Consider the following 26,420-nt stretch of genomic DNA (forward strand, 5'->3'; position numbering starts at 1 on the left):
CGAACCAAAACCGGAGAATTCCTGTGAGAGCGAGCCTGAGGCGAAAGATACTGGAGGTCTGCGACCGCAAGATCTCCGAGAAGGGGCCTACCGTCGGCGTGTCGTTCTACGCGTTTTTCGCCAACAGGAATGACGACCCCGAACTGCTGATGGAAGCAGCGGAATGGTGGATCAGAACCCACCGCCTCGATCATTTCGAAAAGGCCGCGAAGATACGGACGATGGTCGAGAACATGGACCTCGGCTGATCAGCCGAAGTCGGCGGCCGTTAGCACATACATGCTCTTGCGGGTGCGGTCATAGGCCTTGGACGCCACGTCGCGGATGGCGCTGCTCTGCGTGTCGAATGTGGCGAGGTAGCCTGCCTCATTGGCAGCGGTTGCGGGCTGCATCCTGGTCATGGCATCGGCGGCAACCGAGAAGGAAATCTGGAACATGCCGTCATGGCCGACGAAACGGATGCGCTTGCCGGCTTCGTCATAGCTGCGGCTGCGGTTGGGGAAGGTCAGGCTCATGTCTTGGCCCCCGTCTTGGCCTCTGTCGCGGCAGCCTTCTTGGTCACCCGCTTCTTCTTCGGCGTCGGGTTCAGGGCTTCAGCGATACGGTCGGCCTCTTCCTTGGCCAGCCGCAAACCCCTGAGCTTTGCCGTCTTGATCTCCCTTGCCTTCGCCTCGGACATGTATTCGGCGGTTGCCTTGTTTTTCTCCGCTGTCTTTTTCTGCTTGTCGACAAAGCGGGCTTCAGCTTTTTCCATGATCGTCTGATTGCCTTCGGCCATCGAACAAATCTCCCTTGGGTTTGAAATCGTGAAAGTGAACTTGTCCGATAAATAGGCACTCGACCGGCAAAATTCAATTTTTTGAATTATTTAGTCCCATGGCGATATCACGAAACCGCCGCCCGAAATAATACTTTTGAATATTTAACGGCCTGCCTGAATAATTTTTGGCACTCCTATCTATCGAGTGCCAATGCGCCTATATGGTGGGCATGGGCCGCCTATGCTGGCCCCAGAAGGAAGTTCCCATGAAGTTTCGGCCACTCCACGACCGCGTCGTCATCCGGCGCGCCGAAGGCGACACCAAATCCAAGGGCGGCATCATCATACCCGACAATGCCAAGGAAAAGCCGCAAGAAGGCGAAGTCATCGCTGTCGGCCCCGGCGCACGCGACGAAAGCGGCGCGCTTGTTCCGCTCGACGTCAAGGCAGGCGACTTCATCCTGTTCGGCAAATGGTCGGGCACCGAGGTCAAGATCGACGGCGAGGACCTTCTGATCATGAAGGAAGCCGACATTATGGGCGTGGTCGATAAGAGCGAGACGGCCGCCACCGAGAGGACCGGTGCTGCCAAGACCGTGCCCGCCAAGAAGGCCGCCTGATCAGTGCATCGCGTGTCCTTCGGGACGCTGCAAGACTTAGAGACGACAGCGCTGCGCGTTCCGCGTGGCGACTGATCCACTCCAAATACGAACTGGATAAAAATCATGTCTGCCAAGGAAATCAAATTCGCCACCGATGCGCGTGACCGCATGCTGCGCGGCGTCGAGATCCTCACCAATGCGGTGAAGGTCACGCTCGGCCCCAAGGGCCGCAACGTCATCATCGACAAGGCCTATGGCGCGCCGCGCATCACCAAGGACGGCGTCACCGTCGCCAAGGAAATCGAGCTCGCCGACAAGTTCGAGAACATGGGCGCGCAGATGGTGCGCGAAGTCGCCTCGAAGACCAACGACCTCGCCGGTGACGGCACCACCACGGCAACCGTGCTGGCCGCCTCGATCCTGCGCGAAGGCGCCAAGCTGGTTGCCGCCGGCATGAACCCGATGGACCTCAAGCGCGGCATCGACCAGGCCGTCGCTGCCGTCGTCGTCGACATCAAGGCGAAGGCCAAGAAGGTCAAGTCGTCGGCAGAGATTGCCCAGGTCGGCACCATCGCCGCCAATGGCGACGCCACCGTCGGCGAGATGATCGCCAAGGCGATGGACAAGGTCGGCAATGACGGCGTCATCACCGTCGAGGAAGCCAAGACCGCCGAAACCGAACTCGACGTCGTCGAAGGCATGCAGTTCGACCGCGGCTATCTCTCACCCTATTTCGTCACCAACGCCGACAAGATGCGCGTCGAGTTGGAAGAGCCCTACATCCTCATCCACGAGAAGAAGCTCGGCAATCTGCAGGCGATGCTGCCGATCCTCGAAGCGGTGGTGCAGGGCGGCCGGCCGCTGCTGATCATCTCCGAGGACGTCGAAGGCGAGGCTCTGGCGACGCTGGTCGTCAACAAGCTGCGCGGCGGCCTCAAGGTCGCGGCCGTCAAGGCGCCAGGCTTCGGCGATCGCCGCAAGGCGATGCTGGAAGACATCGCGGTGCTGACATCGGGCCAGATGATATCAGAGGATCTCGGCATCAAGCTCGAGAACGTCACCATCGAGATGCTTGGCCGCGCCAAGCGCGTGCTGATCGAGAAGGACACCACGACGATCATCGACGGCGCTGGCACCAAGGCGACCATCCAGGCGCGCGTTGCCCAGATCAAGGGCCAGATCGAGGAGACGACTTCCGACTACGACAAGGAAAAGCTGCAGGAGCGGCTGGCCAAGCTGTCGGGCGGCGTTGCCGTCATTCGTGTCGGCGGCGTCACCGAGTCGGAAGTGAAGGAAAAGAAGGACCGGATCGACGACGCGCTGAACGCAACGCGCGCGGCGGTTGAAGAAGGCATCGTGCCCGGCGGCGGCGTCGCTCTGCTGCGTGCCCGCTCCGTGCTTGCCGGCCTGACCGGCGCCAATGCCGATGTCACCGCCGGCATCTCCATCGTGCTTCGCGCGCTGGAAGCGCCGATCCGCCAGATCGCCGAGAATTCCGGCGTCGAAGGCTCGATCGTTGTCGGCAAGCTCACCGACAGCAAGGACCACAATCAAGGCTTCGACGCCCAGAACGAGGTCTATGTCGACATGATCAAGGCCGGCATCGTCGACCCGGCGAAAGTGGTGCGCACCGCGCTGCAGGACGCCGGCTCGATCGCTGCCTTGCTGATCACCGCTGAAGCGATGATCACCGACATCCCGGCCAAGGATGCGGCACCGGCTGGTGGTGGCGGCGGCGGCATGGGCGGCTATTAACGATTCAGGTGAGGCCGGCCTGCAAACGGCGGTTTCCTGCGCTTCCAGTGCTCACGTACCCAAAGTACGCTCCGCTCCGGTTCTCGGAAACCACCGTTTTCGACTCGGCCTGACCTGAATCCTCTACGCCGGCTCTAAGTGCCGGGACTACCGCCGGGGGATTCTCTCCCGGCGCGCAAGGCCTCTAGCCCAGGAGACGGATCCATGATCACGTTCGTGCGGAAGCCAGAGACGGTCGTCACGACCGAAAAGACCGAGGAAAGCCGCTTCGACCGCATCCGCAGGATTGCCGCCGACAAGCACAAGAAATCCGATTCCGACACGGCAACGCCACCAAAGGGCGAGCCCAAGCGCCCGATGTAAGACGCGGCAGCACTGCGATCAGAGCGCGACTTGCGATCGCCGGAAGCAGCCGGCCGCGTGGTCGTTGACGATGCCGACTGCCTGGATCCACCCTGATCCCGTCACCCGATACTGTGGCGAACCGGCGCCACGGTCCAGTCCACACCGCGCTGGTCGATCATGGCATGCACCGGCGAATGGTCCATCTCGGTCATGATGCCGCCTGCCGCCGTGCGGCCGGCCTCGGCGCGCCGGATCGAATCAGTCAGAAGATGCCATTCAGCACGCGCCGGTCATCGACACGCGGCACGGACGGTGCGCCTGCAGGAGGCCGCTGGCGGGCACTGGTTGATCCCACGTCGAACCGCAAGATCGGTCGAGCGTGTCATGCATGGGAGCGCCTATCTGGTGTTGCCACGGAGGAAGAGACGTTTGAAGGCGGCACTTGAGAACTATCATGCCCGGATGCAACGGGTGCTGGACCACATAGACCGGCACCTGGATGGCGATCTGGATCTGGAAGCATTGAGCGGCGTCGCGGCGTTCTCGAAATATCATTTCCACCGGCAGTTCACCTCAACCTTCGGGGTGTCCGTGCATCGCTATGTCCAGCTCGCCCGCATGAAGCGGGCTTCATACAGGCTTGCTGGAAGCGACGCCGAAAGCGTCACCGACATAGCGATGGACGCCGGTTACGACGCACCGGATGCCTTTGCCCGCGCCTTCCGGCAACGGTTTGGGCAATCGCCTTCGTCGTTCCGGAAATCTCCCGACTGGGGGGCGTGGCTCATGGCCTTCGGGCCCTTCGACAAAGCAAGGAACACGCTCATGCAGATAATCTTCGAACCAGGCGACGTGATGATCCGCGATGTGGCGCCAACGCCGGTGGCTGTCATGGAGCATCGCGGCGACCGGTCGACGCTCCAGGACACCATCCAGCGGTTCATCGCCTGGCGTAAGGCCCACGGCCTGTCGCCCCAGACAAGCCCGACCTTCAACATCTTCCGTTCCGAAAGGGAGCCGGCGATCGCGGCCGACTACAGCATGGACATTTGCGTCGGCACCGACCAGCCCATCGAGGCGAATGACGGGCAGATGAAGGCCGGCGTCATTCCCGGCGGACGCTGCGCGGTGCTGCGCTATCCCGGCAACACCAACAATCTCGAGCCCGCGGCACTCTACCTTTATCGTGAATGGCTGCCGGCCAGCGGCGAGGAAGTGCGCGACTTCCCGGTCTATTGCCAACGACACCTGTCCCTCGTCGCGGAAGGGCCGCTGCACGAAGTGGTCGTTGAGCTCTTTCTGCCTCTGAAATAGCGCCGACAATAGCGGCTTGTCGCTAAGTGTGCGGCAATCCTGATCTTGCGGCTTTCGCCGGGGATGGAATTCACGCTAGTGTCATCCCGTGGTCGTTTGGTGCGGAGCTTGCCGGATTGGCAGCGTGTCGAAGCAACCGCGTTCTCAGTTCGGAGACAAGCCATGTTTGCGGCCAAGGCCATCGACACCTCTGACAAGGCGGCGTTCTACCGCGACCTCGCCACGCAGTTGAAGGCGCTGCTCGACGGCGAAAGCGACTCGATCGCCAATGCCGCCAACACCGCCGCACTCATTTTCCAGATGGTGCCCGACCTCAACTGGGCCGGCTTCTATTTCCTGGCCTCCGACGAGGAAATGGTGCTCGGGCCCTTCCAGGGCAAGCCGGCCTGCGTGCGCATCGCCGTCGGCAAGGGCGTGTGCGGAACGGCGGTCGAACTCGGCACCTCGATGCTGATCAAGGACGTGCATGATTTTCCCGGCCACATCGCCTGTGATGCCGACTCGCGCTCGGAACTGGTCGTGCTGCTCGAAGACGATGAAGGCGTCTTCGGCGTGCTCGATCTCGACAGCCCGCTTCCCGGCCGCTTCGACAAGGCCGACCAGGCCGGCATCGAAAAGCTGGCGGCGATCTATGCCGCGTCGAGCTCGTTCGAGGATTGAGGGATGGGGTGGCCTGCTGAAGGCCACTTTTCGCGCTTGCGGTGCTCACGTCCTCGAGTGCGCTCGCTCGTCGCAAGGCGGATCTCTTTACCGGCTCGTCCTGACCTCGATCTCAAGATGCATCGTCTTGTCTTGACTAGGCGAACTTCACCAGCATCAGGCTGAAGCCGCCGATGAACAGGAAGGCGCAGAAGGCCAGCGCCAGCGGGCGCAGGCCGCGCGAGCGCAGCTGTGAAATGTCGGCCTGCAAGCCCATGGCGGCGAGCCCCATGGTCAGCATTGTGGTGGTGGCGAGCACTATTGCCGACTTCACTTCGGCGGGTACGGTGACCAGGCTGTTCAGCGCCACGACGGCGACGAAAGCGGCGACGAACCACGGCATGGGCGGACGCGCCGCCGACTGGTCGCCTTTGCTCCCGCGGCGCGCCATCAGGCCGAGCGCGATGACCATCGGCGCCAGCATGGCAACGCGCGTCAGCTTGGCCACGGCGGCGATCTCGCCGGACTGGGTGCCGTTCTGGAAGCCGGCACCGATGACCTGCGCCACCTCATGGATCGAAGCGCCGGCCCACAGGCCGAAAGCGTGCTGGTCGAGGCCGAGCACCGGCGCCAGCAGGGGGAAGCCTAGCATGGCGACGGTGCCGAACAGCGTGATCGAGGCAACGGCATAGGTGACGTCCTCGTCGCGCGCATCGGTGACGATGTTGGTGGCGACGATGGCCGAGGCGCCGCAGATCGACGTGCCGGCGGCGATCAGTTGCGCCAGCTTGGCGTCGACGCCGATCAGGCGGCCGAGCGTGATGGTGAAGACGAAGGTCGAGCCCAGCGTCAGCGCGACGATGCCGACGCCGCCGGCGCCGATCGAGACGACCTGACCGAGCGTCAGCTGGAAGCCGAGCAGAACGATGGCGAAGCGCAGCAGGCGCTTTTGCGAAAAGGCGATGCCGGCCTTGGCGTGCGCCGGGGTGCCGAGCACGTTGGAATAGACCATGCCGGCGACGACGGCCAGGATCATCGGGCTGAACAGGGCAAAGCCGGAGACATTGTGCGCCGAGAACGCGACGGCCGTGATCATCGCCACCAGCACGATGCCGGGAATGACGCCATTCCACACCGAATCGAGCCGCTTGCGGCCCGCGGCCAGATCGGCGGAGATCGTGCTCTTCGGAATATCGTTCGCGATGTGCGTGAGGGACGACAATGCAATTCTCCAGGCGAGTACCCCTGGAGAATGCCATTCCTGAACCGATCTTTCCAACGAATTGTTCTGGTTAGAATGATCGATTTTTGCGAACGATCGAGGTCAAAGGCCGTACAAACCCTTCGACTACATCAATTCCTGCCACTGACGTGCGCCATGAACGACGCGCACGATTTCCGCGCCGTCGTCGATCTGACGATAGAGGATCAGGTAATTTCCTACAGGAAACGTGCGCAACCCTGGCCTTATATGGGGACGGGCGACGCCCATTCCCGGCATGTCTGCGATGCGCTGGCAATAGGAATGGATCTCTTCGTACCAACGCAATGCCGCGGACGGATTGTCCTCAGCGATGTAGAGTGCGATAGCCTCGATATCCGCTTCAGCTTCCGGCCGTAGGCGCAGAGTCATCGCGACCCGCGCTCGGCGATCCTCGCGTCGAGTTTGTTTTTGATGCGGGCGAATGCCTCTCGTCCATCGACAGCGTTACCGCTTGCCATGCCTTCGTCCCAAAGCCGGCCCAACTCGTCGACAGCCTTATCGCGCTGCGTCCGGCGAAACTTCCACTCGCGCAGCGCCTCACGCATGACTTCGCTGGCCGAGGCATATTCGCCTGCCGCGACAGCCTCGCGCATCATGCTTGCCATTTCAGGCGTTAGCGCAACGCTTACCTTCTCGACATTTGCCATCTGAAAGATTCTCCTGCACGCAAGGTAGGCAAGTTTACCACCGGCCGCAAGGAGGCCATAAATCGTATGCCCTCAAAGCTGCGCTGCGACCGCCGCCTTGTCGATCACCGACCAGACATTCCGGATCCGGTCGTCGAGAAACTCATAAAACACATTCTCGCAGAAAGAGACCTTCTTGCCGTTGATCGGCAGGTCGAAGAAGGTTGCCCTTGGCGTGCAGTGGAACTGGATGCGGCTGGCGATGAGGGGCGGCTCGGAGATCAGCAGTTGCACATCGAAATAGAGGTCCGGAATTTCGCGGAAATCCCGCTCCAGCATTTCGCGGTAGCCTGACAGGCCGATGCGCTCACTGTTGTAGTGCACCTCGTCATGAACGAAGCGATGCAGTCGCGCCCAATCCTGGTTGTTGAGGCAGTCGATGTAGCCTCGATAGAGGTCGGTCACGGTCACGGCGATGCTCCGGTTTGGAAAAGATCACGGTTGATCGCGAAGATAGAACGACTGTGGGCGCAGTCCAGATGGATCAACCGCGATAGCGCAGCGCATCGACCAGCAGCGAGAAGGCCGGCGTCGCCTGGCGGCGGCTGGGGTAGTAGAGGTGGTAGCCGGGGAAGGGCGGGCACCAGTCGGCCAGCACCCGCACCAGTTCGCCGCTGGCAAGCGGCGCGCGCACCTGGTCCTGCGGCAGGTAGGCAAGACCGAGGCCAGCGAGCACGGCATTCATGCGCAAGCCGGCCGTGTTGAAGATCAGCTGGCCCTCGACGCGCACCTTCAGCTCACGCCCGGCCTTTTCGAATTCCCAGGCATAGAGCCCGCCATAGGTGGGCAGGCGCAGATTGATGCAATTGTGGGTGGTCAGGTCCTGCGGCGTACGCGGCTTTGGCTGCCTGGAGAAATAGGCCGGCGATCCAACCACGGCCATGCGTTGGTCGGGGCCGATGCGCACCGCGATCATGTCGTGCGCCACCTGTTCGCCCAGCCGCACGCCAGCGTCGTAGCGCTCGGCGACGATGTCGGTCAGGCCGTAGTCGACGATGATCTCGACCCTGATGTCGGGATAGTCGGGCAGCAGCCTTGATATCGCCGGCCACAGCACGGCGTCGGCGGCATGCTCGCCGGCGGTGATGCGGATGGTGCCGGCGGGTTTCTCACGCAATGCGCTTATCGCGACGAGTTCGGCCTCGATCTCGTCGAGCCTTGGTCCGACGGAGCGCACCAGGCGCTCGCCAGCCTCGGTGGGCGAAACGCTGCGCGTGGTGCGGGTGAGCAGCCGCACGCCCAGCCGCTCCTCCAGCGCGCGCACCGTGTGGCTGAGCGCCGATTGCGAAACGCCGAGCTGAGCTGCGGCCCTGGTGAAGCTTTTTTCGCGCGCGACCGCGAGGAAGGCGGTCAGCTCGTTCAGATTGTCTCGCGGCATTGATGAGCTTCTCTCATAAGTACATGCCGGATATAGCACCTAATCCAGGCCAATCGCAGGCGCTAAATAGAGGCCATCACAATTGGCTGCCCGAAATCGGCGGCCGTGAAGTTCGTGGCGGTGATCTGCCCGGCGCCGGGAAAAGGAAAAACCATGGATATCAAGCGAAGCGGCTCGCAAGCCTCGGCGAAAGGCCCTGCGGAGTATTTCACCGGCACGGTGCGCATCGACGCGCCCTTCAAGGGCAGCGAACCCGCTCGCGTCGGCGGTGCCACCGTGACCTTCGAGCCCGGCGCGCGCACCGCCTGGCACACCCATCCGCTCGGCCAGACGCTGATCGTCCTATCAGGCGCCGGGCTTGTCCAGCGCGAGGGTGGGCCGATCGAACCGATCCGCCCCGGCGACATCGTCTGGTTCGCGCCCGGCGAAAAGCACTGGCATGGCGCGGCACCAACCACGGCAATGAGCCATATCGCCATTGCCGAAGCGCTCGACGGCAAGGTCGTCGACTGGATGGAGAAGGTCAGCGACGACCAATACGGGGTTTGACGCGGCGGTTCCCGGCTCCATGTCCGATACATCCCTCAACGAAGGAAGCTCTCATGACCGACAAAAGCCCGTTCTCCGATATCGCGCCCGCGCTCGGCAAATACACCGACGAGGTGCTGTTCGGCGACGTCTGGAAGCGCCCCGGCCTTTCGCCGCGCGATCGCAGCCTCGTCACCGTCACCAGCCTGGTCTCGAACTACCGGATCAACGAGATGCCCTTCCACATGAAGCGGGCGCTCGACAATGGCGTCACCCGTGACGAACTCATCGAAACCATCACGCATCTCGCCTTCTACGCCGGATGGCCGGCGGCCAGCACCGCGATCGGCATTGCACGGAAAGTCTTCGAGCAGGCCGACGCCGAGAAGAAGGGGTGAAGCCATGCCCTGGTCGAGGGACGAACTCGCAAGGATCGCGGCAACCGACGATCTGCATATTTCGCCGTTGCGCGATAACGGCGTGACCCTGGGGACGCCGACATGGATCTGGTCGGTCGTTACCGGCGGCGCGCTTTACGTGCGCGGCTACAATGGCCTGCAGTCACGCTGGTATCAGGCTGCGATCAAGCAGAAGGCCGGGCGTATCACCGCTGCCGACATGGCCAGGGATGTCGGCTTCGAGGCGGTCGAGGGAACCGTCAACGACCGCATCGATGATGCCTACAGAGCGAAATACGCAGCCAGCCCCTATCTCGCGCCGATGATTGCGGCGCGCGCCCGCGCCGCCACGGTGCGGATCACACCGAAGGAGAATTGACATGCAAAAGCGCACACTTGGAAACAGTGGCCTCGAAGTCTCGGCCATTGGGCTCGGCTGCATGGGCATCAGCCAGTCCTATGGGGCACCGATGGAGACGGCCGATGCGGTCCGCCTGATCCGCTCGGCGTTCGAGCGCGGCATCACCTTCTTCGACACAGCCGAGGTCTATGGACCGTTCACGAACGAGGAGGTCGTCGGCGAGGCGCTGCAGCCGATCCGCGACCAGGTGGTGATCGCCACCAAATTCGGCATCGACATTGCCGGCACGGCCGGACATGAGGGCATGGACAGCCGGCCGCAGCATATCCGCGACGTCGTCGAGGCCTCGCTGAAGCGGCTGAGGACCGACCGCATCGACCTTCTCTACCAGCACCGCGTCGATCCGGTGGTGCCGATCGAAGAGGTGGCGGGCGCGGTGAAGGATTTGATCAGGCAGGGCAAGGTGAAGCATTTCGGCCTCTCCGAAGCCGGGGTGCGCACCATAAGGAGCGCGCATGCGGTCCAGCCGGTCGCGGCGCTGCAAAGCGAGTATTCGCTCTGGTGGCGTGAGCCCGAGGAAGCGATTATGCCGGTGCTTGAGGAACTGGGCATCGGCTTCGTGCCCTTTAGCCCGCTGGGCAAGGGTTTCCTGACCGGTGCCATAAACGCCAGCACGACGTTCGACAGCAGCGACTTCCGCAACACCGTGCCACGTTTTGCAGAAGAGGCCCGCAAGGCGAACCAGGCGCTGGTCGATGCGATCATCTCGATCGCGGCGCGGAAGAAAGTGACCCCAGCGCAGGTCGCGCTCGCCTGGCTGCTGGCGCAAAAACCCTGGATCGTCCCGATCCCCGGCACGACGAAGCTCAACCGCCTCGAGGAGAACATCGGATCGTCGGCCGTTGCGCTGACGGCGGACGATCTTGCCGACATCGAGAGCGCGGTCTCGGCGATTGCCGTGCAAGGCGAGCGCTATTCCCCGCAACAGGCGGCACGGATCGATCGCTGAAGCGGAAAGAGCCTGATGTCGCCGAGTGCGTGCGCGCGCTCGGCGACCGGGTGGCCATCCCGGCGGATTCCTTCGCCAGGACGGTGGTGTTCGCCATGAGCCAGCCGGACGAGGTCGACATAGACGAGATATTGTTTCGGCCGACGGCGTAGGAGTATTAGGCCGCTGGCGGAAGCGTTGGCCCCGAACTGTTTAACGTGCAATCGCCTGAAGCCACTCGCCGGCAATTCGCTTGTCCTCGGCGGTGATCGAGTGGCCGACCGGCAGCACATGATGGGTCACCGACGCCCCGGCACGGACCAGCCGCTCAGCCAGTCGCAGGCCGTCGCCCGGCGATCTGCGGTTGTCGCTGTCTCCATCAAGGATCAGCGCGGGCGTCCCGTCCAGATGGGTCGGGAGATCGCCGGTGAACGGGGAGAAGGGACGAAACAGGACCGCCCCCGCCAACAGGCCGGGATGGGTCAGCAGCAGCGCTGCCGCGATGATGGCACCGTTGGAAAAGCCGATGGCTATGGGGCGTCCGTTCAAGCCGTAGTGGCCGCAGGCCGCTTCGATGAATTCCGCCAGCACAGGCGCCCTGGCGGCAATATCCGCTTCGTCCACCCGGCGATCTGGAAAACGATGGAAGAAAGCGTGCCCGCCGTCGATGGTAACCGTGCCGCGGACGCCGAGCCTTGCCGCCTCAGGCGCCAGTTCACCAGCTAAGGGCAGCAGTTCGAATTCGTTGCCGCCCGAACCATGCAGCAGAACGAGCGGCGCCCGGATCGTCTCGGTGCCAGGAACGAAGCAGTGAGCGTGTGTCGGGTCGGGCATCTGCAAGGCCATTGGTTTTGTGAGCGACAATTGACCTTATAGCTCCCAGATCAAGCGGGCGGTTTCCAAAATCGGCATTTCACGGGACCGCTGCATGGCCGCAAGTGGGCGACGAAGCTCTGGGCCAATCCCGAAATCTTGACGCGCCGCGCTTCCTGCGCCAGCTTGGCGCCATGTTCGCCCTCGCGCCCACCAACACCAAGCGACGCCGCCCAGTGCGGAGCGGCAAGCTGAGTGCGCGACGACAAAGGCCGGCAGGATAGATCCGGTTCGTTCGTTTCCAGCCCCGCCTGCGACAACGCCGGCGGGGTTTTCATTTTTGGAGCCTTGTGATGACAAATAATTCCATTCGGTTTCGGCCGGCCGAGCCGAGCGACGCTGCGGCCATCAGCGACATCGTGCGCGCTGCCTATGCCAAATGGGTGCCGGTGATCGGCCGCGAGCCGCTGCCGATGCGCGCCGATTACGCCAAGGCCGTTGCCGAGCATCCGTTCGAGCTCGCCGTCGCTGACGGGCGCATTGTCGGGATGATCGAAACCATACTCGCCGACGATCATCTCTGGATCGAGAATGTCTGCGTCGCGCCGGAAGCGCAGGGCAAGGGCATAGGGCGGCTGTTGCTGGAGCGGGCTGAGCAGAAAGCGCTTGAGGCAGGCCGCCGGGAGCTTCGCCTGCTAACCAATGGCGCCTTCGAGGCCAATGTGTTGTTGTACAAAAGGCATGGTTATGTGATTGACCGGGAGGAGCCGTTCATGGGCGGTATGACGGTCTATATGAGCAAGCGGCTGGCGGGCTGACGCGGGCGGCCGTTACCGCTTCGGTCCGTGTTAGAGCGTGAACGGCGCGGAAGTAGCGCTCTACGGCGCCCCCCTCTGTCCTGCCGGACATCTCCCTCACAAGGAGGGAAATTGGCAGCGTTCGCGCCGGCTTTCGTCCTGCAGCGTTGGAGATTGGCGAAGGTTGTGATGACATCCAATCTCCCCCCAAGTGGCGGAGATGTCCGGCAGGACAGAGGGGGGCGCGAAGGAACTCGGCGGTGATTTTTTAGCGCCTCGGATAGTGCAACAGTCCGACAACCGCACACTGCACACGCTGGCTCAATCACTGGGGGCGCTGGCTTAACCACTTCGGGGGTTGCGTTTGACACCGCGGTTTGTGCATCGTTATCTCTAGCCAGATATCACGGCCGGCTCGGCCATATGGCGCCTCCAGGGAGAAAACCATGTCACACAATCTGCAGTTCTACATCGATGGCGCGTGGGTCGATCCTGTTGTGCCCAACACGCTCGATGTCATCGACCCGTCGAACGAGGATGCCTTCGCGCAGATCTCGCTCGGCTCCAAGGCCGATGTCGACAGAGCGGTGGCCGCCGCCAAGCGCGCTTTCAACACATGCGGTTTCACCTTCGTGGAAGAGCGGCTCGATATCCTGAACCGCGTCATCGAGGTCTACAAGAAGCGCTCCAAGGATCTGGCGCTCGCCGTGTCACGCGAAATGGGCGCGCCGCGCCAGATGGCGCTCGACAGCCAGGTCGGCGTCGGGCTGGCGCATCTGCAAAAGATGGCGGAAGTGCTGAAAACGTTCCAGTTCCGCCACGTCAAGGGCAGCGCGCTGATCGTCAAGGAGCCGATCGGCGTCGTCGGCCTGATCACGCCGTGGAACTGGCCGCTGAACCAGATCACCTGCAAGGTCGGTCCCGCCCTTGCCGCCGGCTGCACCATGGTGCTGAAGCCGTCGGAAATCGCGCCGCTCGACGCCATCATCTTCGCCGAGATCATCGACGAGGCCGGCGTGCCGAAGGGTGTGTTCAACCTCGTCAATGGCGATGGCCCCGGCGTCGGTCAGGCGCTGTCCAGCCACCCCGACATCGACATGATGTCGTTTACCGGGTCGACGCGGCCGGCATCCTGGTGGCCAAGGCCGCCGCCGACACGGTCAAGCGCGTGCATCAGGAGCTTGGCGGCAAGTCGGCCAACATCCTGTTCCCGGATGTCGATCTCGAAAAGGCCGTCACCAAGGGTGTCGCCGGCTGCTTCGGCAACTCAGGGCAGTCCTGCAATGCGCCGACCCGCATGTTCGTGCCGCGCGACCGTCATGACGAGGCTGCCGGCTATGCCAAGGCCGCGGCGGCAAAGTTCACCGTCGGCCCGGCCGATGGCGCCAACACCAAGCTTGGCCCGGTCGTCAGCCAGATCCAGTTCGACAAGATCCAGGACCTGATTCAGGCCGGCATCGACGAGGGTGCGACGCTGGTCGCCGGCGGTCCCGGCCGCCCTGCCGAACTCAACCGCGGCTACTATATCAGGCCGACCGTGTTCGCCGACGTCACCCACGACATGCGCATCGCGCGTGAAGAAATCTTCGGACCGGTGCTGGCGATCATGCCTTACGACACGGTCGAACAGGCGGTCGAGCAGGCCAACGACACCGTCTACGGCCTTGCCTCCTACATCCAGGCCAAGGACATCCAGAAGGCCCGCGACGTGGCGGCGCGCATGCGCTCCGGCAATGTCTACATCAACTACCCGACCTGGGACGCCGGTCTGCCCTTCGGCGGCTACAAGCAGTCGGGCAATGGCCGCGAATACGCCGAATATGGGCTTGAGGATTTTCTCGAGATCAAGGGCATCGCGGGCTATGAGGCGGCGGAGTAACTGGCAACAGCGCGCCGTGACGAGCGGCGCGCCATAGGCTGTTTCTGCGTCGCGGCCAGACTTTCGGGGCGTTGGCGCCGCCCTTCATCTGGCTGCCGCCATCTTCTCCCCGTAAACGGGGCGAAGGACGCTGTCATTGCCGCTTTCGCCAATCACCGACGTTGCAAGAAGGGCGCCGACGGTGCGGCAGCTGTCTTCTCCCCGTTTACGGGGAGAAGGTGCCGGCAGGCGGATGAGGGGCGGCGCCGACGCTGGCAATTCATGTTCTAATGAGGAGTTCGAAACGAAGCGACTGCACGTGCTTCTCCCTCTTCTCCTTGCCAATTGGCAAATGCATGCTATATCTCTGCCAATAGCAGAGGTCAGCAAACATGCAACTTCAGTCCATCGTCACCACGCCGGCTACGGTCGGGTCAGCCATTTCAGAAGAAGAGGCGGGTGCGCTCGCGCGCACCACGGTCAATCTGTTCAAGGCGTGGAACCTTACCGATCTGGAGGCCTGCATCTTGCTTGGCGGCATGTCGGCGCGCACCTGGGCACGCTGGAAGGAGGGCGGCATCGGCCGCATCGACCGCGATTTGCGCACCCGCATGGCGCATCTGATGGGTATCCACAAGGGCCTGCGCTATCTCTTCACCGAGCCGGCGCGCGGCTATGCCTGGATCCGCAAGCCCAATGCGACGTTCGGCGGCCAGTCGGCGCTCGACCTGATGCTGCGCGGCGAAATCTCCGATCTTGCCGCCATGCGCGAATGGCTCGATGCAGAGCGCGGTGCATGGTGAGTGGGTTCGCGGTCCGGCGCCGCGCCCACTGGCAGCAGACCTTTCGCATCATCCGCTCCATCCATCCGCCGATCGACCTCTTCGAGGACATTGCCGATCCGCGCGACTGGGAGGCGCTGGCCTCGGTGGAGGAGAAGACCAATCCGCGCATCCGGCTGGAGATCGGCGACCTCGGCAAGGTGGCGGCGGCAAGGCGGGTGTCCGGTCCCGGCGCCAGCTTCGTCATGGCGCCCTTCGTGCATTGTTCGCCGCTGCGCCCCGGCCGTTTCTCAGATGGTAGCTACGGCCTCTATTATGCCGGCGACAGCGAGGATGTGGCGCTGGCCGAGACCATCCACCACCACCAGAATTTCATGCGCGCCACCAATGAGGATCCGGGCTGGACGGCCGACTTTCGCGTGCTGATCGGCGGCGTCGATCGCGACCTCGATGACGTCAACGCCGTGCCCGGCGTGCTCGACCCCGACGACTACACCGCCTCGCAGGCGGAAGGGCGGGCATTGCGGGCGGCCGGCAGCGACGGGCTGGTCTGGAACAGCGTGCGCATGCCCGGGGGCCAATGCATCGGCATCTTCTGGCCCGACGTCATCACTGTTCCGGTACAGGGCCGGCACTACAGCTATCACTGGGACGGCAGCCATGTGGATTTCGTGCGCCAGCACGATACGGGCAAGGTGCTGTCGGTCAGCTGATGGCGGGTCTTCGGGCTTGCCCACAGGCACGGTCAAATGCCGGTCATGAAATGCGTTACGGCACCCGCGGCAGAACTCTGTCATCGCCGTTGCGCTGTAGAAGTTGCCGGAGGCTGGCGGGCCAGCGCCCCCCTCTGTCCTGCCGGACGTTCGTCGTTCGGAAAGCCAAGCAATTGGCTTCCCGTCCGCTTTGCGGACCACTCCTCCACCCCCACAAGGAGGGAGATTGGCTGCCATCGCCGATTTCGCCAATCTCCGGCGTCGAAAGACGGGCTGGATGGCGAAGCTGCCGATCTCCCCCCAAGTGGGGGAGATGTCCGGCAGGACAGAGGGTGGCGCCGTAGAGCGCTGCCTTCGAGATCTTGATGCCTCTCCCGATCTCTGCGGGAACCGCTTTCTCCGATCGCTCAGAAGAATAGCATGGATTTCCTGCCATATCGTCTCCATCCGATCTATATATCTGATGAGACCGATGCAGGATGAAGATGGACAACGACATCATATTGAAGGCGCTGGCGCATCCGTTTCGGCGCGATGTACTGGCGTGGTTGAAGGAGCCTGAACGGCACTTCGCCGAACAGGCGCATCCGCTCGAGATGGGTGTTTGCGCCAGCCAGTTCGATGGTCGCGGCCTGGCGCAGTCCAGTGTTTCGGCACATCTGGCGACGCTGGCGTCCGCCGACCTCGTGACGACGCGGCGGGTCGGCCAATGGGTGTTCTACAAGCGCAATGAAGAAACCATCGCCGCCTTCCAGGCCGCCCTGTCCGGTCTCTGACGATCCTCCCCCAAAATCCCCAAATGCATGAAAAGGCATATCTCATGACAACCCTCTTTGATCCCCTAAAGGCCGGTGACCTGACGCTGGCGAACCGCATCGTCATGGCGCCGCTGACGCGCAACCGCTCGCCCAATGCGGTGCCCGGCGACCTCGCTGTCACCTACTACAGCCAGCGCGCCACCGCCGGTCTGATCGTGACCGAGGCGACCGCCATCAGTCATCAGGGCCAGGGTTATGCCGATGTGCCCGGCCTCTATGGCGCGGATCAGCTTGCCGGCTGGAAGCGCGTCACCGACGCCGTTCACAACGCCGGCGGCAAGATCGTGGTGCAGCTCTGGCATGTCGGGCGCATTTCGCACGACTCCCTGCAGCCCGGCGGCGGCAAGCCGGTATCGGCGTCGGCGATCAGGGCAAAATCCAAGACTTTCCTCGTCAAGCCGGATGGCAGCGGCGAGTTCGTCGAAACCTCCGAGCCCCGCGCACTCGAAACGGCCGAAATCCCCGGCATCGTCGACGATTATCGCCGCGCCGCCAAGGCTGCGATCGAGGTAGCGGGTTTCGACGGCGTCGAGATCCATGGCGCCAATGGTTATCTCATCGACCAGTTCCTGCGCTCGGGCACCAACCACCGCACCGACAATTATGGCGGCTCCATCGAGAACCGGACGCGGCTGTTGTTCGAGGTGGTCGACGCGGTCACCGCTGCGATCGGCGCCGGCAAGACCGGGATCAGACTGTCGCCTGTGACGCCCGCCAACGACACTTCGGATGCCGAACCGCAGCCGCTGTTCAACCATGTGGTGGCGGGCCTTGGCAGCCGCGGCCTGGCCTTTATTCATGTCGTCGAAGGCGCGACCGGCGGCGCGCGTGACTTCCAGCAAGGCGACAAGCCGTTCGACTATGCGGAGCTCAAGGCCACCTATCGCAAGGCAGGCGGGCAAGGCGCGTGGCTGGTGAACAATGGCTATAACAAAGAGCTGGCCGAAAAGGCTGTCGGCGACGGCTATGCCGACCTAGTCGCCTTCGGCAAACTGTTCATCGCCAATCCCGACCTCGTCAGCCGGCTGAAGCAGAATGTCGAGCTGAACGCTCCGGACACGGCTACGTTCTATGGCGGCAAGGCCAAGGGCTATACGGATTACCCCACGGCAGCCTGAGCCGCCCACTGGGACAGGCATTCGCCTGCCCACAACAGAAGAGCAGCCGGCTCCCCATAGGGACCCGGTCGGCTGTCGCGCCGCACCGCGACCGGATTGAACATTCGGCCGAGACGACGTACAGACGCGATGCAAGGCAACGCTATTTTTCGTCTGATATAACGTCTGCCTGGATAAGGCAGAGGTTCAAGAATGGCGCCAGCGAAAAAAGCCGTGGTCATGATCTATGCGGCCGGCAGCCTGCGTCATGTGCTGCCGTCGCTGGTCTCGGCTTTCCAGGCGCTTTCAGGTGTGACGGCCGAGACACGGCTTGGCCCCGCCGGCCTGTTGCGCGAGCGCATCGAGGCCGGCGAACGGCCCGACATTTTCCTCTCGGCGAGCTTTGCCCATCCAGCCCGACTTGCCGAACTGAAGCTGGCGCGGCCAGCGGTGGTCTTTGCCCGCAACACGATGGCCGCCGCCGTGCGCCGCGACGCCGGCTTCACCACGAATAACTTCGTCGACAGGCTGCTCGATCCGGCGATCGGAATCGCGACCTCGACGCCGCTGAAAGATCCCTCCGGCGACTACGCCTGGGCGATCTTCCGCCGCATCGACCAGATCAGGCCCGGCAGCTTCGCACTGCTCGACGCCAAGGCGCAGAAGCTGGTCGGCGGCTCGGAAACATCAAACATTCCGGGCCGCTACGACCCGATCGCGTCGGCACTTGCCGCCGGCACCGCCCATGTCTTCCTGGGTTATCGCACCGGGCTGAAAGGGCTGGCGCAGGAGACCGAGGGCGTCGATATCTTGGAGATACCCGCCGCTGTGAATGTCGTGCCGGAATATGGGCTGGCGACATTGGAGGGATGTTCGCAGGCGGGACAGGCGCTGGCGCTGTTTATTCTGTCGTCGGTCGGGCAAGGAATTTTGCGGGACTTTGGGTTTCTGCCGGTGGCATTGCCGCAAGGGATGTGAGGGCGGTGGGTGACGCGGCCAATCTCCCCCCAGTGGGGGAGATGTCCGGCAGGACAGAAGGGGGGCGCTGTCCCGCCGGCCTCTCAGGGCAAATTGCGCCCATCAGGCAAACTGTCATCCAGTCGCACGGCGTAGGCCGGCGCTCTACGGCGCCCCCCTCTGGCCTGCCGGCCGTTCGTCGGATGGAAAGCCAAGCAATTGGCTTTCCATCCGCTGCGCGGAACACTCCTCAACTCCCACGAGGGGGGAGATTGGCAGTTGCCCCGTTGCCGCACTCTCATCGACGCTATATGCATGTAAACATATCGAATGCCTCTCGGGAGACCTCCAATGAATCTGCGCCTTGCCCGCGTGCTGGCCCTTGCCTTGATATCCTCGCTGCTGGCCCTCGCGCCGGCGATGGCGCGCACGATCACCGACCAGCTCAACCGCACGGTGGCTGTCCCCGACAAGGTCGAACGCATCGTCGTCCTGCAGCACCAGACGCTCGACATACTGGTCGAGCTCGGCGCCGCCGACAAAATCGTCGGCGTGCTGCGCACCTGGCCAAAGCTTATTCCCGGCCTCGACAAATACGCGCCGCAGCTCACCGGCCTGCCCATGCCGGGGGACCTCTCAACCGCCAATGTCGAGGAGGTGCTGAAGCTGAAGCCCGATGTCGTCTTCGTCACCAACTACGCGCCGCCGGCGATGATCGAGCAGCTGTCGCAGGCCGGGCTGCCGGTGGTGGCGATCTCGCTGTCGAAGGGCGAGGGCGTCGAGGCGCCGAAACTCAACCCGACCTTCGCCGATGACGACGTCGCCTATGCGGAAGGCCTGGAGATCGGCGTGCAACTGATCGGCGACATCGTCGGCAAGCGCGAGCGGGCGGACCAGCTGCTCGACTATGCCTTCGCCCAGCGCAGCCGAGTGGAGGAGCGCGTTGCCTCCATTCCCGATGCCGAGAGGGTGAAGCTCTACATGGCCAATCCCGACATGAACACCTACGGCTCGGGCAAATACACCGGCGTCATCATGAAGCGCTCCGGCGGCGTCAATGTTGCTGCCGGCGTGCGTGGCGCCAACAAAGTGTCGATGGAGGATGTGCTGGCCTGGAACCCGCAGGTGATCTTCGTGCAGGACCGCTACGCGCCGGTGGCCGACGAGATCAGGAAGGGTGCCGCCTGGCAGCATGTCGACGCGGTCGAGAACAAGCGCCTCTACATCACGCCGGAATATGTGAAGCCATGGGGCTATCCGCTGCCGGAAGCGCTGGCGCTGGGCGAATTGTGGATGGCGAAAAAGCTGTATCCCGAGCGCTTCGCCGACATCGATATGCAGAAGCAGGCGGATGCTTACTACACGAGGTTCTATGGGCAGCCTTATAGCGGGCCGAATTGAGGTTGCCCCAGGCTGAGATGGGACATGCCTGAGATGGCTGCTTACAAACTGGCCAATTCGGGCTTTGCCGTTGTCGACGACAACAACCCAGGTGCCGCCGCCCCTCATTGCCCTGCCGGGCATTTCTCCCCGTATAGTGACGGGGAGAAAGAAGCTTTCGTTTATGGTTTCGCCAATAACCAACGTTGCAGAAAAGGCGCGGCGGCCGCGATCATCTCCCTTCTCCCCGTCACTATACGGGGAGAAGGTGCCGGTAGGCGGATGAGGGGCGGCGCTGGCGGTTCGAAAAGAATTCGCCGCACATCGCACGCAGGGAACTGAGCAGTGCCCGCACCCCGCAAACCGGCCCGCAGCCTGGCAACCATCCTGCTCATCGCGCTGCCCATCATCCTGTTCCTGCTCTCCTTCCTGCTCGGCCGCTACCCCGTCGAACCGCTCACCGTCATCAAGGTGATATCAGCGCAGTTCCTGCCGATCGCGCAGGACTGGCCGCCGGTGGTCGGCTCGGTGGTGCTCGATGTCCGGCTGCCGCGCGTCATTGCCGCCATGGTGGTCGGCGGCGGGCTGGCGATTGCCGGCGCCTGCTATCAGGGCGTGTTCCGCAACCCGCTGGTGTCGCCGTTCACGCTGGGCGTCTCGGCCGGCGCCGGCTTTGGCGCGGCGGTGGCGATCCTGCTCTTCGGCGAGCGCTATGCGACGCAGGCCTGTGCCTTTGCCTTCGGGCTGCTGGCGGTGGCGATGTGCTTTGCCATGAACCGCTTCTTCCGGCTGAACTCGACCATTGCGCTGGTACTGGGCGGCATCATCGTCGGCTCGCTGTTCACGGCGCTGTTGTCGTTGCTCAAATACGTCGCCGACCCCAACTCCAAACTGCCGGTCATCGAGTTCTGGCTGCTCGGCTCGCTGTCGTCCGTATCGACAGCGGACCTTGTGCCGGTGCTGGTCGTCACCATTCCTTGTGTGCTCGGGCTGCTCGCCTTGCGCTGGCGGCTCAATTTACTGGCGATGGGCGACGAACAGGCCCGCATCATGGGCGTCGAGGTCGCGCGCCTGCGGCTGGTGATGATCCTGCTGTCGACGCTGATCGCGGCTTCGGCCGTGTCGATCAGCGGCATTATCGGCTGGGTCGGGCTGGTCATTCCGCATTTCGCCCGCATCCTGGTCGGGCCGGATTTCCGCCGCCTGCTGCCGGCGACCTTGTCGCTTGGCGCCTGCTATCTCCTCATCATCGACGATGTCGCCCGCACGGTGACGGCGGCCGAGGTGCCGCTCGGCATCCTCACCGCGCTGATCGGCGCGCCGGTGTTCATGCTGCTGCTCGGGCGCGGCAGGCTGGGCTGGGCATGATGGGCCTGCCATGATCCTGGCCGCCGATGCTCTCGGCTTCTCCTATCCCGGCCGCGCCAGTCCGGTGTTTTCCGGTGTCAGCCTCGATGTCGCGGCCGGCGAGGTGGTTTGCGTGCTCGGCCCCAACGGCGTCGGCAAGTCGACGCTGCTGCGCTGTCTGGCCGGGCTCTCAGTGCCGAGCGCCGGCTCTGTACAACTGGAAGGCCAGCCGATTGCCTCGCTGCCGCGCGCGGCGATCGCGCGGCTGCTGGCACTGGTGCCGCAGAGCTATGAGACAGTGTTCGCCTTCTCGGTGCGCACCGTGGTCGAGATGGGCCGGGCGCCGCATCTCGGCCTGTTCGATGCGCCGGGCGATGAGGCCGCGCGGATGACGCGTGACGCGCTGACGACGCTCGGCATTTCCCATCTCATCGACGCCGCCTACAGCGAGATCAGCGGCGGCGAGCGCCAGCTGGTGCAGATTGCACGCGTGCTGGTGCAGGCGCCGAAGCTGATGATCCTGGACGAGCCGACGGCACATCTCGACTTCGCCAACCAGGCCCGCTTCCTGGCGCTGATGCGCAGGCTTTCGGCGAGCGGCCTTGCCGTGATCTTCACCACGCACGCGCCCGACCACGCCTATGCGCTGGCCGACCGCACGCTGGTGATGTCGCCCGGGCATTCGCCGGTGGTGGGGCCGACAGCGGAAATTCTGACCGAGGCAGTGCTGTCGCGCGCGTATGGCGTACCGATCCGGTTGATCCGTTCGGGCAACCACGTCGCCTGTGTGGCCGAGGTGGAAGCCGGCTAGATCAGTCGGTCGGAGAGGCCGCTCATTTCTGCATGAAGGCGGCGAAATCCTCCGCAGTCGTGGCGAAGGCCTCCACATTGTATTGCACCCAGGCCTTGGTCACGCCGCCGACGATCGAGACCCGGTAGTCGCCATAGTATTTGCCGTCGGAATATTTCACCACGCCGACCCAGCCGGCATTGTCGGAATGGAACTTGTCGAGCGCGTCCACGGTCAGCGGGGTCTTGGGCGTCCAGCCGCCAGTTTCGAACAGGATCGACTTGCAGACTTTCTTGTCGTCGCATCCGCCAAGGCTGATGAAGAAATTCTGGCCGCCCGAGGCGCTGGCGATGTAGTCGCCATTGGTGTCCTGCTTGACCTGCGCGCGATAGCCGCCGTTCAGCACGGCGTCCCTGAGATCGTCGAGGGTTACGGTTGCCAGCAAGTCCGAGGTGGGCGCGGCGGATGCACTGGCGGTGGCGGGCGCACTGGCGGTGGCGGGTGCGTTGGCGGCGGGCGTGTTGGTGGCAGGTGGCGCATTGTTCTGCGCCAAGGCGCATGCCGCGCCGGTCAGAGCCAACGGGAAAGCGAAAGCAAGCACACGAGCAAAGCGCGCCATGTCCAACCCCCAAAGTGAACCCACGAAAAATCAACAGCAGGACGTCTTGCGTGTCAACGCACGTCAGCGTGTGCGTGATATCAACCGTTTCAGGCGGTCTCGTGGCCCCGATCGTCATGGATGATTTCTTTGCCGTGCCGACTTGCGGCGATCAGGAATTTGCCTGATCACTTTGGCATAAGGCCAACAACTACCAACTGTAATCCAGATTCGGCTGACATGATGCTTCAAGGATTTCTGCGGTCGAATACAACCGCGCGACGCGGTCTCGCCGGTCTCGCCATGCTGCTGGCGCTCGGCGCTCCCGCCATGGCGGCCGACAGCCGTATGGATGTTTGCGCCAACGACAAGCTTACACCGCCCAACCGGATCGTTGCCTGCACCAATGTGCTGGAGGACAAGGCGACGTCGCCTTCTGACCAGGCCATTGCCTATTTCGATCGCGGCAACGCGTTGGACGCGGCCGGCGAATACGATCGCGCCCTATCGGATTACGACAAGGCAATCGAGCTCGATCCCAAGGACGCCGATGCCCTCAACAATCGTGGCCTGACCTGGAGCCACAAGAAGGACTATGACCGAGCCATCGCCGACTACAGCAGGGCGATAGAGCTCAACCCACAATTTGCCCTTGCCTATGGCAACCGGGGCCTGATCTGGCACACCCAGAAGCGCGACGAAGACCGCGCGATCGCCGATTTCAGCAAGGCGATCAGCCTCGAACCGCAGACCAGCGATGTCTACAACCTTCTTGGCAATGCGTATCTGCGCAAGGGCGACTATGACAGCGCCATCACCAGCTACAGCCAGGCAGTGTTTCTCGATCCTGAGAATCCGGATCAGTACTTCAACCTCGGGCTGGCCTGGACCTCCAAGGGCAATCTGGAGCGTGCCATAGCGGACTACAGCGCGGCGATCAGCCTCGATGCAAGACATGTCGATGCCTATCGCTGGCGCGCCGACGCCTGGGTCAAGCGGGGCGACACCGATCGCGCCATAGCAGACTACGACGAGGCCATCAGGATCGATCCGAGCGACGCCGAGACCTTCCGCAACCGTGGCGATCTGTGGTTCGGCAAGAAGGACTATGATCGTGCCATCGCCGATTACGGGCAGGCCATCGGTGTCGATCCCGCAGATGCGGTAGCCTATAATGATCGCGGCTGGACGTGGTCGCAGAAGAACGACGCCGACCGCGCCATAGCGGATTTCGACAGGGCGATCAGCATCGATCCGACCTACGCCAAGGCCTACAACAATCGCGGCCTGGCGTGGTCCGACAAGGGCGATCTCGACCGAGCCATATCGGACTACGACCAGGCGATCGCCATCGATCCCAAATACGCGCAGCCTTATGACAACCGCGGCCTGGCGCTGATGTCTGGATCTACGAGGCGCAATACAACCGCGCCATATCCGATTGCAGTCAGGCGATCCACCTCGATGGCTTCTACACCCCCGCCTATGAAACGCGCGGCCTCGCCAACATCTACAAGACCGCCTACAGCGACGCTTTCGTCGACTACGATGAAGGAGTGCGCCTCAATCCGACATCCGCGGGCGTCTATCAGGGCCGGGGCATCGCACGGTTCTACCTTGGGTCGCCGGCAGGCGCGCAGGCCGACCTCGAGCAGGGTGCCCAGATCCTGCCGGAGGATGCCTATTATGCGATCTGGGCGGACCTTGCGCGGCAGCGCAACGGACAGCCGAGCGTCTTGCGCGACGCCAAGCTCGACATGACGAAATGGCCGGCGCCGCTGGTGCGCATGCTGCTGGGCGAACAAACGCCGGAGGCGGTGCTCGCCTTGGCCGACAATCCGGACGCGACGAAGAAAAGCGAGCAGGTCTGCGAGGCGAATTTCTACATTGCCGAGTTCCAGCGGATGCAGCACCACGACGAGGAGGCCTTACGGCTCTACCGGTTGGCCCTGAGCGGCTGTCCCCATGATTTCATCGAGTACACCGCCGCCACCAACGCGCTGCGCGTCATGGGCAAGGCGCCGTGAGAGATCGTTTCATGGACACGCACCGCGCTGTGGCATCTGGCCGAGGAAACACACCTGGTCCCGTCGGCCGGGCCGGTGAAACAATGACAGATAGCCTTGTTGGCGACTGGAAAGTTCGCCGCACCATGATCGATTTCCTAACCGGCGCGACCTACCGCTTCGCCGGCGACGCCGTGGTCACGGCTGATGCCTTCAGCGAGCATGGCCTCATGCGGATCGGCTCCCAAGAAATGCCGGCAAGCCGGCGCTACCGGCTCGAGCCGGGCGAGGGTTCGATGTGCATCCTGCATGCCGACGGCCGCGACTTCATCGCGCTTGGGCCGAAGGCAGCGCAGACCGTCCACCACCTCTGCGGCGCCGATCTTTATGTCGGGCGCTTCTTCGTTCGCGGGCCGGACGAATGGGCCGAGGCGTGGCGGGTCAAAGGCCCGCGCAAGAATTATACGAGCCTTGGCCGGTTTTACCGACCGCAGGATACATCTTCTCGCTTGCGCTTCGGGCATGAGGACGAAGTCCGCGCGTTGGAGAACGCTCTCATTGCCGGCGAAGACTCTGAGGCACCCATTGCTTTTGACAGCACTGCATTACTGAGCAAGATGCGGACCAAGCATGCCAGTTGAGCGCCGCTAGTATCGATCCGATGGCGCCGGAGGGAAAACCCTAAGTCGCTGGCTTCAATGCCTGAGAATCTTGCTCAGGAACGCCCGACTGCGGTCGGTCCTGGGGTGCGAGAAGAATTCGTCGGGGGTGCCGCTTTCGACGATGGCGCCGGCGTCCATGAACACCACGCGCTGGGCGACCTTGCGGGCAAAGCCCATCTCATGCGTCACCACCATCATGGTCATGCCTTCCTCGGCGACCGCCACCATGACGTCGAGCACTTCCGAAATCATCTCGGGATCGAGTGCGGAGGTCGGCTCGTCGAACAGCATGATTTTCGGCCGCATGCCAAGGCAGCGCGCGATGGCCACGCGTTGCTGCTGGCCGCCGGAGAGCTGTGCCGGATAGGCGTTGACCTTGTCGGCGAGGCCGACCTTGGCCAGCAATTCGCGGCCGGCCTTTTCAGCTTCGGCGCGCGGGATCTTGCGGACATGGATGGGAGCGAGCGTGACGTTTTCCAGTGCCGTCTTGTGCGGGTAGAGGTTGAATGACTGGAAGACGAAGCCGATCTCGGTGCGCAGGCTAGTCATGTTGGTGGCGGGGTCGCCAACACGCTGGCCGTCGACAATGAGATTGCCGTCCTTGATCGTCTCCAGGCCGTTGACGCAGCGGATCAGCGTGCTCTTGCCCGACCCGCTCGGGCCGCAGACGACAACCACTTCGCGCGGCTCGACGCTGAGCGTGATGTCCTTCAGGACGTTCAGCGCGCCGAACCATTTGTTGACGCCGCGAAAGTCGATCATGCCCGTTTTGGTCATATCGGTT

At 63.3% G+C, this 26,420-nt stretch carries 32 protein-coding genes and 2 pseudogenes; 24 read left to right on the plus strand and 10 right to left on the minus strand.

All coding sequences use genetic code 11. The features are described from left to right. The first annotated feature begins 23 nt into the window (after nucleotides 1–23). The gene (locus A3A9_RS0116535; protein ID WP_027059775.1) at nucleotides 24–248 is read left to right on the plus strand and encodes a DUF6500 family protein; all 225 of its coding nucleotides are present in this window, start codon (nucleotides 24–26) and stop codon (nucleotides 246–248) included. Here the strand turns inward: A3A9_RS0116535 and A3A9_RS0116540 are convergent, their stop codons facing one another. Both A3A9_RS0116540 and A3A9_RS0116545 read right to left on the minus strand, forming a co-directional pair. After that, on the minus strand, nucleotides 249–515 hold the full coding sequence (locus A3A9_RS0116540; RefSeq protein WP_027059776.1) for a DUF1488 domain-containing protein: 267 nt from the start codon (nucleotides 513–515) through the stop codon (nucleotides 249–251). After that, entirely contained in the window at nucleotides 512–778 is a 267-nt protein-coding gene (locus A3A9_RS0116545; protein ID WP_027059777.1) for a hypothetical protein, read from the minus strand. Before A3A9_RS0116545 ends, A3A9_RS0116540 begins: the two co-directional genes overlap by 4 nt. Before the next feature lie 248 nt (nucleotides 779–1,026). On the opposite strand from A3A9_RS0116545, the gene A3A9_RS0116550 reads away from it, so the two are divergent. The 5 genes from A3A9_RS0116550 (at nucleotide 1,027) to A3A9_RS0116575 (ending at nucleotide 5,436) form a co-directional block, all read left to right on the plus strand. Beyond that, nucleotides 1,027–1,380 (plus strand): co-chaperone GroES, encoded by a 354-nt coding sequence (locus A3A9_RS0116550; protein ID WP_027059778.1) that lies wholly within the window; start codon nucleotides 1,027–1,029, stop codon nucleotides 1,378–1,380. A 105-nt stretch (nucleotides 1,381–1,485) separates the two neighbouring features. Then, entirely contained in the window at nucleotides 1,486–3,117 is a 1,632-nt protein-coding gene (gene groL, locus A3A9_RS0116555; protein WP_027059779.1) for a chaperonin GroEL, read from the plus strand. 204 nt (nucleotides 3,118–3,321) lie between these two features. After that, on the plus strand, nucleotides 3,322–3,480 hold the full coding sequence (locus A3A9_RS45210) for a hypothetical protein (RefSeq protein ID WP_202596385.1): 159 nt from the start codon (nucleotides 3,322–3,324) through the stop codon (nucleotides 3,478–3,480). 411 nt (nucleotides 3,481–3,891) lie between these two features. Beyond that, complete coding sequence (locus tag A3A9_RS0116570; protein WP_027059780.1) at nucleotides 3,892–4,776, plus strand: AraC family transcriptional regulator; 885 nt, start codon at nucleotides 3,892–3,894, stop codon at nucleotides 4,774–4,776. Between the two features lie 162 nt (nucleotides 4,777–4,938). Next, entirely contained in the window at nucleotides 4,939–5,436 is a 498-nt protein-coding gene (locus tag A3A9_RS0116575) for a GAF domain-containing protein (RefSeq protein ID WP_027059781.1), read from the plus strand. 136 nt (nucleotides 5,437–5,572) lie between these two features. On the opposite strand, the gene A3A9_RS0116580 is transcribed toward A3A9_RS0116575, so the two are convergent. The 5 genes from A3A9_RS0116580 to A3A9_RS0116600 form a co-directional block, all read right to left on the minus strand. Beyond that, entirely contained in the window at nucleotides 5,573–6,637 is a 1,065-nt protein-coding gene (locus A3A9_RS0116580; protein WP_027059782.1) for a YeiH family protein, read from the minus strand. Between the two features lie 126 nt (nucleotides 6,638–6,763). Then, entirely contained in the window at nucleotides 6,764–7,048 is a 285-nt protein-coding gene (locus A3A9_RS0116585; protein ID WP_027059783.1) for a type II toxin-antitoxin system RelE/ParE family toxin, read from the minus strand. Beyond that, entirely contained in the window at nucleotides 7,045–7,326 is a 282-nt protein-coding gene (locus A3A9_RS0116590; RefSeq protein WP_027059784.1) for a type II toxin-antitoxin system ParD family antitoxin, read from the minus strand. Before A3A9_RS0116590 ends, A3A9_RS0116585 begins: the two co-directional genes overlap by 4 nt. A 72-nt stretch (nucleotides 7,327–7,398) precedes the next feature. Further along, nucleotides 7,399–7,776: an ester cyclase gene (locus A3A9_RS0116595; RefSeq protein WP_027059785.1), complete on the minus strand. Its 378-nt coding sequence runs from the start codon at nucleotides 7,774–7,776 to the stop codon at nucleotides 7,399–7,401. A gap of 73 nt (nucleotides 7,777–7,849) precedes the next feature. Then, the gene (locus tag A3A9_RS0116600) at nucleotides 7,850–8,743 is read right to left on the minus strand and encodes a LysR family transcriptional regulator (protein WP_027059786.1); all 894 of its coding nucleotides are present in this window, start codon (nucleotides 8,741–8,743) and stop codon (nucleotides 7,850–7,852) included. 153 nt (nucleotides 8,744–8,896) lie between these two features. Here A3A9_RS0116600 and A3A9_RS0116610 point away from each other — a divergent pair, with 153 nt between their 5' ends. From A3A9_RS0116610 to A3A9_RS42635, 5 genes and pseudogenes are all read left to right on the plus strand, one after another. Continuing rightward, nucleotides 8,897–9,292, plus strand: a complete 396-nt coding sequence (locus A3A9_RS0116610; protein ID WP_027059787.1) for a (R)-mandelonitrile lyase — start codon at nucleotides 8,897–8,899, stop codon at nucleotides 9,290–9,292. Nucleotides 9,293–9,345: 53 nt separating this feature from the next. Then, entirely contained in the window at nucleotides 9,346–9,669 is a 324-nt protein-coding gene (locus tag A3A9_RS0116615; protein ID WP_027059788.1) for a carboxymuconolactone decarboxylase family protein, read from the plus strand. 4 nt (nucleotides 9,670–9,673) lie between these two features. Then, nucleotides 9,674–10,048, plus strand: coding sequence for a DUF2255 family protein (locus A3A9_RS0116620; protein ID WP_027059789.1), 375 nt, complete (start codon nucleotides 9,674–9,676; stop codon nucleotides 10,046–10,048). A 1-nt stretch (nucleotide 10,049) separates the two neighbouring features. Continuing rightward, nucleotides 10,050–11,039 (plus strand): aldo/keto reductase, encoded by a 990-nt coding sequence (locus A3A9_RS0116625; RefSeq protein WP_027059790.1) that lies wholly within the window; start codon nucleotides 10,050–10,052, stop codon nucleotides 11,037–11,039. 47 nt (nucleotides 11,040–11,086) lie between these two features. After that, nucleotides 11,087–11,191 (plus strand): annotated as a pseudogene (locus A3A9_RS42635) (oxidoreductase); the annotation flags it as partial. Nucleotides 11,192–11,231: 40 nt separating this feature from the next. On the opposite strand, the gene A3A9_RS0116635 reads toward A3A9_RS42635, so the two are convergent. Continuing rightward, entirely contained in the window at nucleotides 11,232–11,852 is a 621-nt protein-coding gene (locus A3A9_RS0116635) for an alpha/beta hydrolase (RefSeq protein ID WP_033838636.1), read from the minus strand. Nucleotides 11,853–12,184: 332 nt separating this feature from the next. Between A3A9_RS0116635 and A3A9_RS0116640 the strand changes: the two genes are divergently transcribed. From A3A9_RS0116640 to A3A9_RS0116685, 10 genes and pseudogenes are all read left to right on the plus strand, one after another. Further along, nucleotides 12,185–12,649: a GNAT family N-acetyltransferase gene (locus A3A9_RS0116640; RefSeq protein ID WP_027059792.1), complete on the plus strand. Its 465-nt coding sequence runs from the start codon at nucleotides 12,185–12,187 to the stop codon at nucleotides 12,647–12,649. Nucleotides 12,650–13,074: 425 nt separating this feature from the next. Next, nucleotides 13,075–14,507: pseudogene (locus A3A9_RS41210) on the plus strand (aldehyde dehydrogenase family protein). A gap of 371 nt (nucleotides 14,508–14,878) precedes the next feature. Beyond that, entirely contained in the window at nucleotides 14,879–15,289 is a 411-nt protein-coding gene (locus A3A9_RS0116650; RefSeq protein WP_027030275.1) for an MbcA/ParS/Xre antitoxin family protein, read from the plus strand. Next, nucleotides 15,283–15,981 carry an RES family NAD+ phosphorylase gene (locus A3A9_RS0116655; RefSeq protein WP_027059793.1) on the plus strand — a complete coding sequence of 233 codons (699 nt, stop codon included), beginning with the start codon at nucleotides 15,283–15,285 and terminating at the stop codon, nucleotides 15,979–15,981. The genes A3A9_RS0116650 and A3A9_RS0116655 overlap by 7 nt, the downstream gene beginning before the upstream one ends. A gap of 485 nt (nucleotides 15,982–16,466) precedes the next feature. After that, a complete protein-coding gene (locus tag A3A9_RS0116660; protein WP_027030271.1) occupies nucleotides 16,467–16,757 on the plus strand; it encodes an ArsR/SmtB family transcription factor in 291 nt (96 codons plus the stop codon). Between the two features lie 44 nt (nucleotides 16,758–16,801). Continuing rightward, complete coding sequence (locus A3A9_RS0116665; RefSeq protein ID WP_027059794.1) at nucleotides 16,802–17,917, plus strand: alkene reductase; 1,116 nt, start codon at nucleotides 16,802–16,804, stop codon at nucleotides 17,915–17,917. A gap of 192 nt (nucleotides 17,918–18,109) precedes the next feature. After that, entirely contained in the window at nucleotides 18,110–18,874 is a 765-nt protein-coding gene (locus A3A9_RS0116670) for a substrate-binding domain-containing protein (protein WP_027059795.1), read from the plus strand. 330 nt (nucleotides 18,875–19,204) lie between these two features. Then, nucleotides 19,205–20,254, plus strand: coding sequence for an ABC transporter substrate-binding protein (locus A3A9_RS0116675; protein WP_027059796.1), 1,050 nt, complete (start codon nucleotides 19,205–19,207; stop codon nucleotides 20,252–20,254). 324 nt (nucleotides 20,255–20,578) lie between these two features. After that, a complete protein-coding gene (locus A3A9_RS0116680; protein ID WP_027059797.1) occupies nucleotides 20,579–21,601 on the plus strand; it encodes a FecCD family ABC transporter permease in 1,023 nt (340 codons plus the stop codon). Nucleotides 21,602–21,611: 10 nt separating this feature from the next. After that, nucleotides 21,612–22,391, plus strand: coding sequence for an ABC transporter ATP-binding protein (locus A3A9_RS0116685; RefSeq protein ID WP_027059798.1), 780 nt, complete (start codon nucleotides 21,612–21,614; stop codon nucleotides 22,389–22,391). A 22-nt stretch (nucleotides 22,392–22,413) separates the two neighbouring features. On the opposite strand, the gene A3A9_RS0116690 is transcribed toward A3A9_RS0116685, so the two are convergent. Next, nucleotides 22,414–22,989, minus strand: a complete 576-nt coding sequence (locus tag A3A9_RS0116690) for a YbjN domain-containing protein (RefSeq protein WP_027059799.1) — start codon at nucleotides 22,987–22,989, stop codon at nucleotides 22,414–22,416. A gap of 222 nt (nucleotides 22,990–23,211) precedes the next feature. Here A3A9_RS0116690 and A3A9_RS41215 point away from each other — a divergent pair, with 222 nt between their 5' ends. The 3 genes from A3A9_RS41215 (at nucleotide 23,212) to A3A9_RS38980 (ending at nucleotide 25,615) form a co-directional block, all read left to right on the plus strand. Further along, nucleotides 23,212–24,729 carry a tetratricopeptide repeat protein gene (locus A3A9_RS41215; protein ID WP_161634508.1) on the plus strand — a complete coding sequence of 506 codons (1,518 nt, stop codon included), beginning with the start codon at nucleotides 23,212–23,214 and terminating at the stop codon, nucleotides 24,727–24,729. Next, on the plus strand, nucleotides 24,705–24,995 hold the full coding sequence (locus A3A9_RS41795; protein WP_051370976.1) for a hypothetical protein: 291 nt from the start codon (nucleotides 24,705–24,707) through the stop codon (nucleotides 24,993–24,995). The genes A3A9_RS41215 and A3A9_RS41795 overlap by 25 nt, the downstream gene beginning before the upstream one ends. A gap of 83 nt (nucleotides 24,996–25,078) precedes the next feature. Next, complete coding sequence (locus A3A9_RS38980) at nucleotides 25,079–25,615, plus strand: DUF6314 family protein (protein WP_152536117.1); 537 nt, start codon at nucleotides 25,079–25,081, stop codon at nucleotides 25,613–25,615. A 54-nt stretch (nucleotides 25,616–25,669) separates the two neighbouring features. On the opposite strand, the gene A3A9_RS0116710 is transcribed toward A3A9_RS38980, so the two are convergent. After that, on the minus strand, nucleotides 25,670–26,413 hold the full coding sequence (locus A3A9_RS0116710; protein WP_082222119.1) for an amino acid ABC transporter ATP-binding protein: 744 nt from the start codon (nucleotides 26,411–26,413) through the stop codon (nucleotides 25,670–25,672). Nucleotides 26,414–26,420 lie beyond the last annotated feature (7 nt).

The organism is Mesorhizobium loti CJ3sym (genome assembly GCF_000472785.1).
Lineage (GTDB): Bacteria > Pseudomonadota > Alphaproteobacteria > Rhizobiales > Rhizobiaceae > Mesorhizobium > Mesorhizobium loti_E.

Bases quoted from the DNA above. Each gene is read 5' to 3' on its own strand.
- A3A9_RS0116540 (WP_027059776.1), bottom strand. From the start codon at position 515: ATGAGCCTGACCTTCCCCAACCGCAGCCGCAGCTATGACGAAGCCGGC.
- A3A9_RS0116545 (WP_027059777.1), bottom strand. From the start codon at position 778: ATGGCCGAAGGCAATCAGACGATCATGGAAAAAGCTGAAGCCCGCTTT.
- A3A9_RS0116550 (WP_027059778.1), top strand. From the start codon at position 1,027: ATGAAGTTTCGGCCACTCCACGACCGCGTCGTCATCCGGCGCGCCGAA.
- groL (WP_027059779.1), top strand. From the start codon at position 1,486: ATGTCTGCCAAGGAAATCAAATTCGCCACCGATGCGCGTGACCGCATG.
- A3A9_RS45210 (WP_202596385.1), top strand. From the start codon at position 3,322: ATGATCACGTTCGTGCGGAAGCCAGAGACGGTCGTCACGACCGAAAAG.
- A3A9_RS0116575 (WP_027059781.1), top strand. From the start codon at position 4,939: ATGTTTGCGGCCAAGGCCATCGACACCTCTGACAAGGCGGCGTTCTAC.
- A3A9_RS0116585 (WP_027059783.1), bottom strand. From the start codon at position 7,048: ATGACTCTGCGCCTACGGCCGGAAGCTGAAGCGGATATCGAGGCTATC.
- A3A9_RS0116590 (WP_027059784.1), bottom strand. From the start codon at position 7,326: ATGGCAAATGTCGAGAAGGTAAGCGTTGCGCTAACGCCTGAAATGGCA.
- A3A9_RS0116600 (WP_027059786.1), bottom strand. From the start codon at position 8,743: ATGCCGCGAGACAATCTGAACGAGCTGACCGCCTTCCTCGCGGTCGCG.
- A3A9_RS0116610 (WP_027059787.1), top strand. From the start codon at position 8,897: ATGGATATCAAGCGAAGCGGCTCGCAAGCCTCGGCGAAAGGCCCTGCG.
- A3A9_RS0116615 (WP_027059788.1), top strand. From the start codon at position 9,346: ATGACCGACAAAAGCCCGTTCTCCGATATCGCGCCCGCGCTCGGCAAA.
- A3A9_RS0116620 (WP_027059789.1), top strand. From the start codon at position 9,674: ATGCCCTGGTCGAGGGACGAACTCGCAAGGATCGCGGCAACCGACGAT.
- A3A9_RS0116625 (WP_027059790.1), top strand. From the start codon at position 10,050: ATGCAAAAGCGCACACTTGGAAACAGTGGCCTCGAAGTCTCGGCCATT.
- A3A9_RS0116635 (WP_033838636.1), bottom strand. From the start codon at position 11,852: ATGCCCGACCCGACACACGCTCACTGCTTCGTTCCTGGCACCGAGACG.
- A3A9_RS0116640 (WP_027059792.1), top strand. From the start codon at position 12,185: ATGACAAATAATTCCATTCGGTTTCGGCCGGCCGAGCCGAGCGACGCT.
- A3A9_RS0116650 (WP_027030275.1), top strand. From the start codon at position 14,879: ATGCAACTTCAGTCCATCGTCACCACGCCGGCTACGGTCGGGTCAGCC.
- A3A9_RS0116655 (WP_027059793.1), top strand. From the start codon at position 15,283: ATGGTGAGTGGGTTCGCGGTCCGGCGCCGCGCCCACTGGCAGCAGACC.
- A3A9_RS0116660 (WP_027030271.1), top strand. From the start codon at position 16,467: ATGGACAACGACATCATATTGAAGGCGCTGGCGCATCCGTTTCGGCGC.
- A3A9_RS0116665 (WP_027059794.1), top strand. From the start codon at position 16,802: ATGACAACCCTCTTTGATCCCCTAAAGGCCGGTGACCTGACGCTGGCG.
- A3A9_RS0116670 (WP_027059795.1), top strand. From the start codon at position 18,110: ATGGCGCCAGCGAAAAAAGCCGTGGTCATGATCTATGCGGCCGGCAGC.
- A3A9_RS0116675 (WP_027059796.1), top strand. From the start codon at position 19,205: ATGAATCTGCGCCTTGCCCGCGTGCTGGCCCTTGCCTTGATATCCTCG.
- A3A9_RS0116685 (WP_027059798.1), top strand. From the start codon at position 21,612: ATGATCCTGGCCGCCGATGCTCTCGGCTTCTCCTATCCCGGCCGCGCC.
- A3A9_RS0116690 (WP_027059799.1), bottom strand. From the start codon at position 22,989: ATGGCGCGCTTTGCTCGTGTGCTTGCTTTCGCTTTCCCGTTGGCTCTG.
- A3A9_RS41215 (WP_161634508.1), top strand. From the start codon at position 23,212: ATGCTTCAAGGATTTCTGCGGTCGAATACAACCGCGCGACGCGGTCTC.
- A3A9_RS38980 (WP_152536117.1), top strand. From the start codon at position 25,079: ATGACAGATAGCCTTGTTGGCGACTGGAAAGTTCGCCGCACCATGATC.
- A3A9_RS0116710 (WP_082222119.1), bottom strand. From the start codon at position 26,413: ATGACCAAAACGGGCATGATCGACTTTCGCGGCGTCAACAAATGGTTC.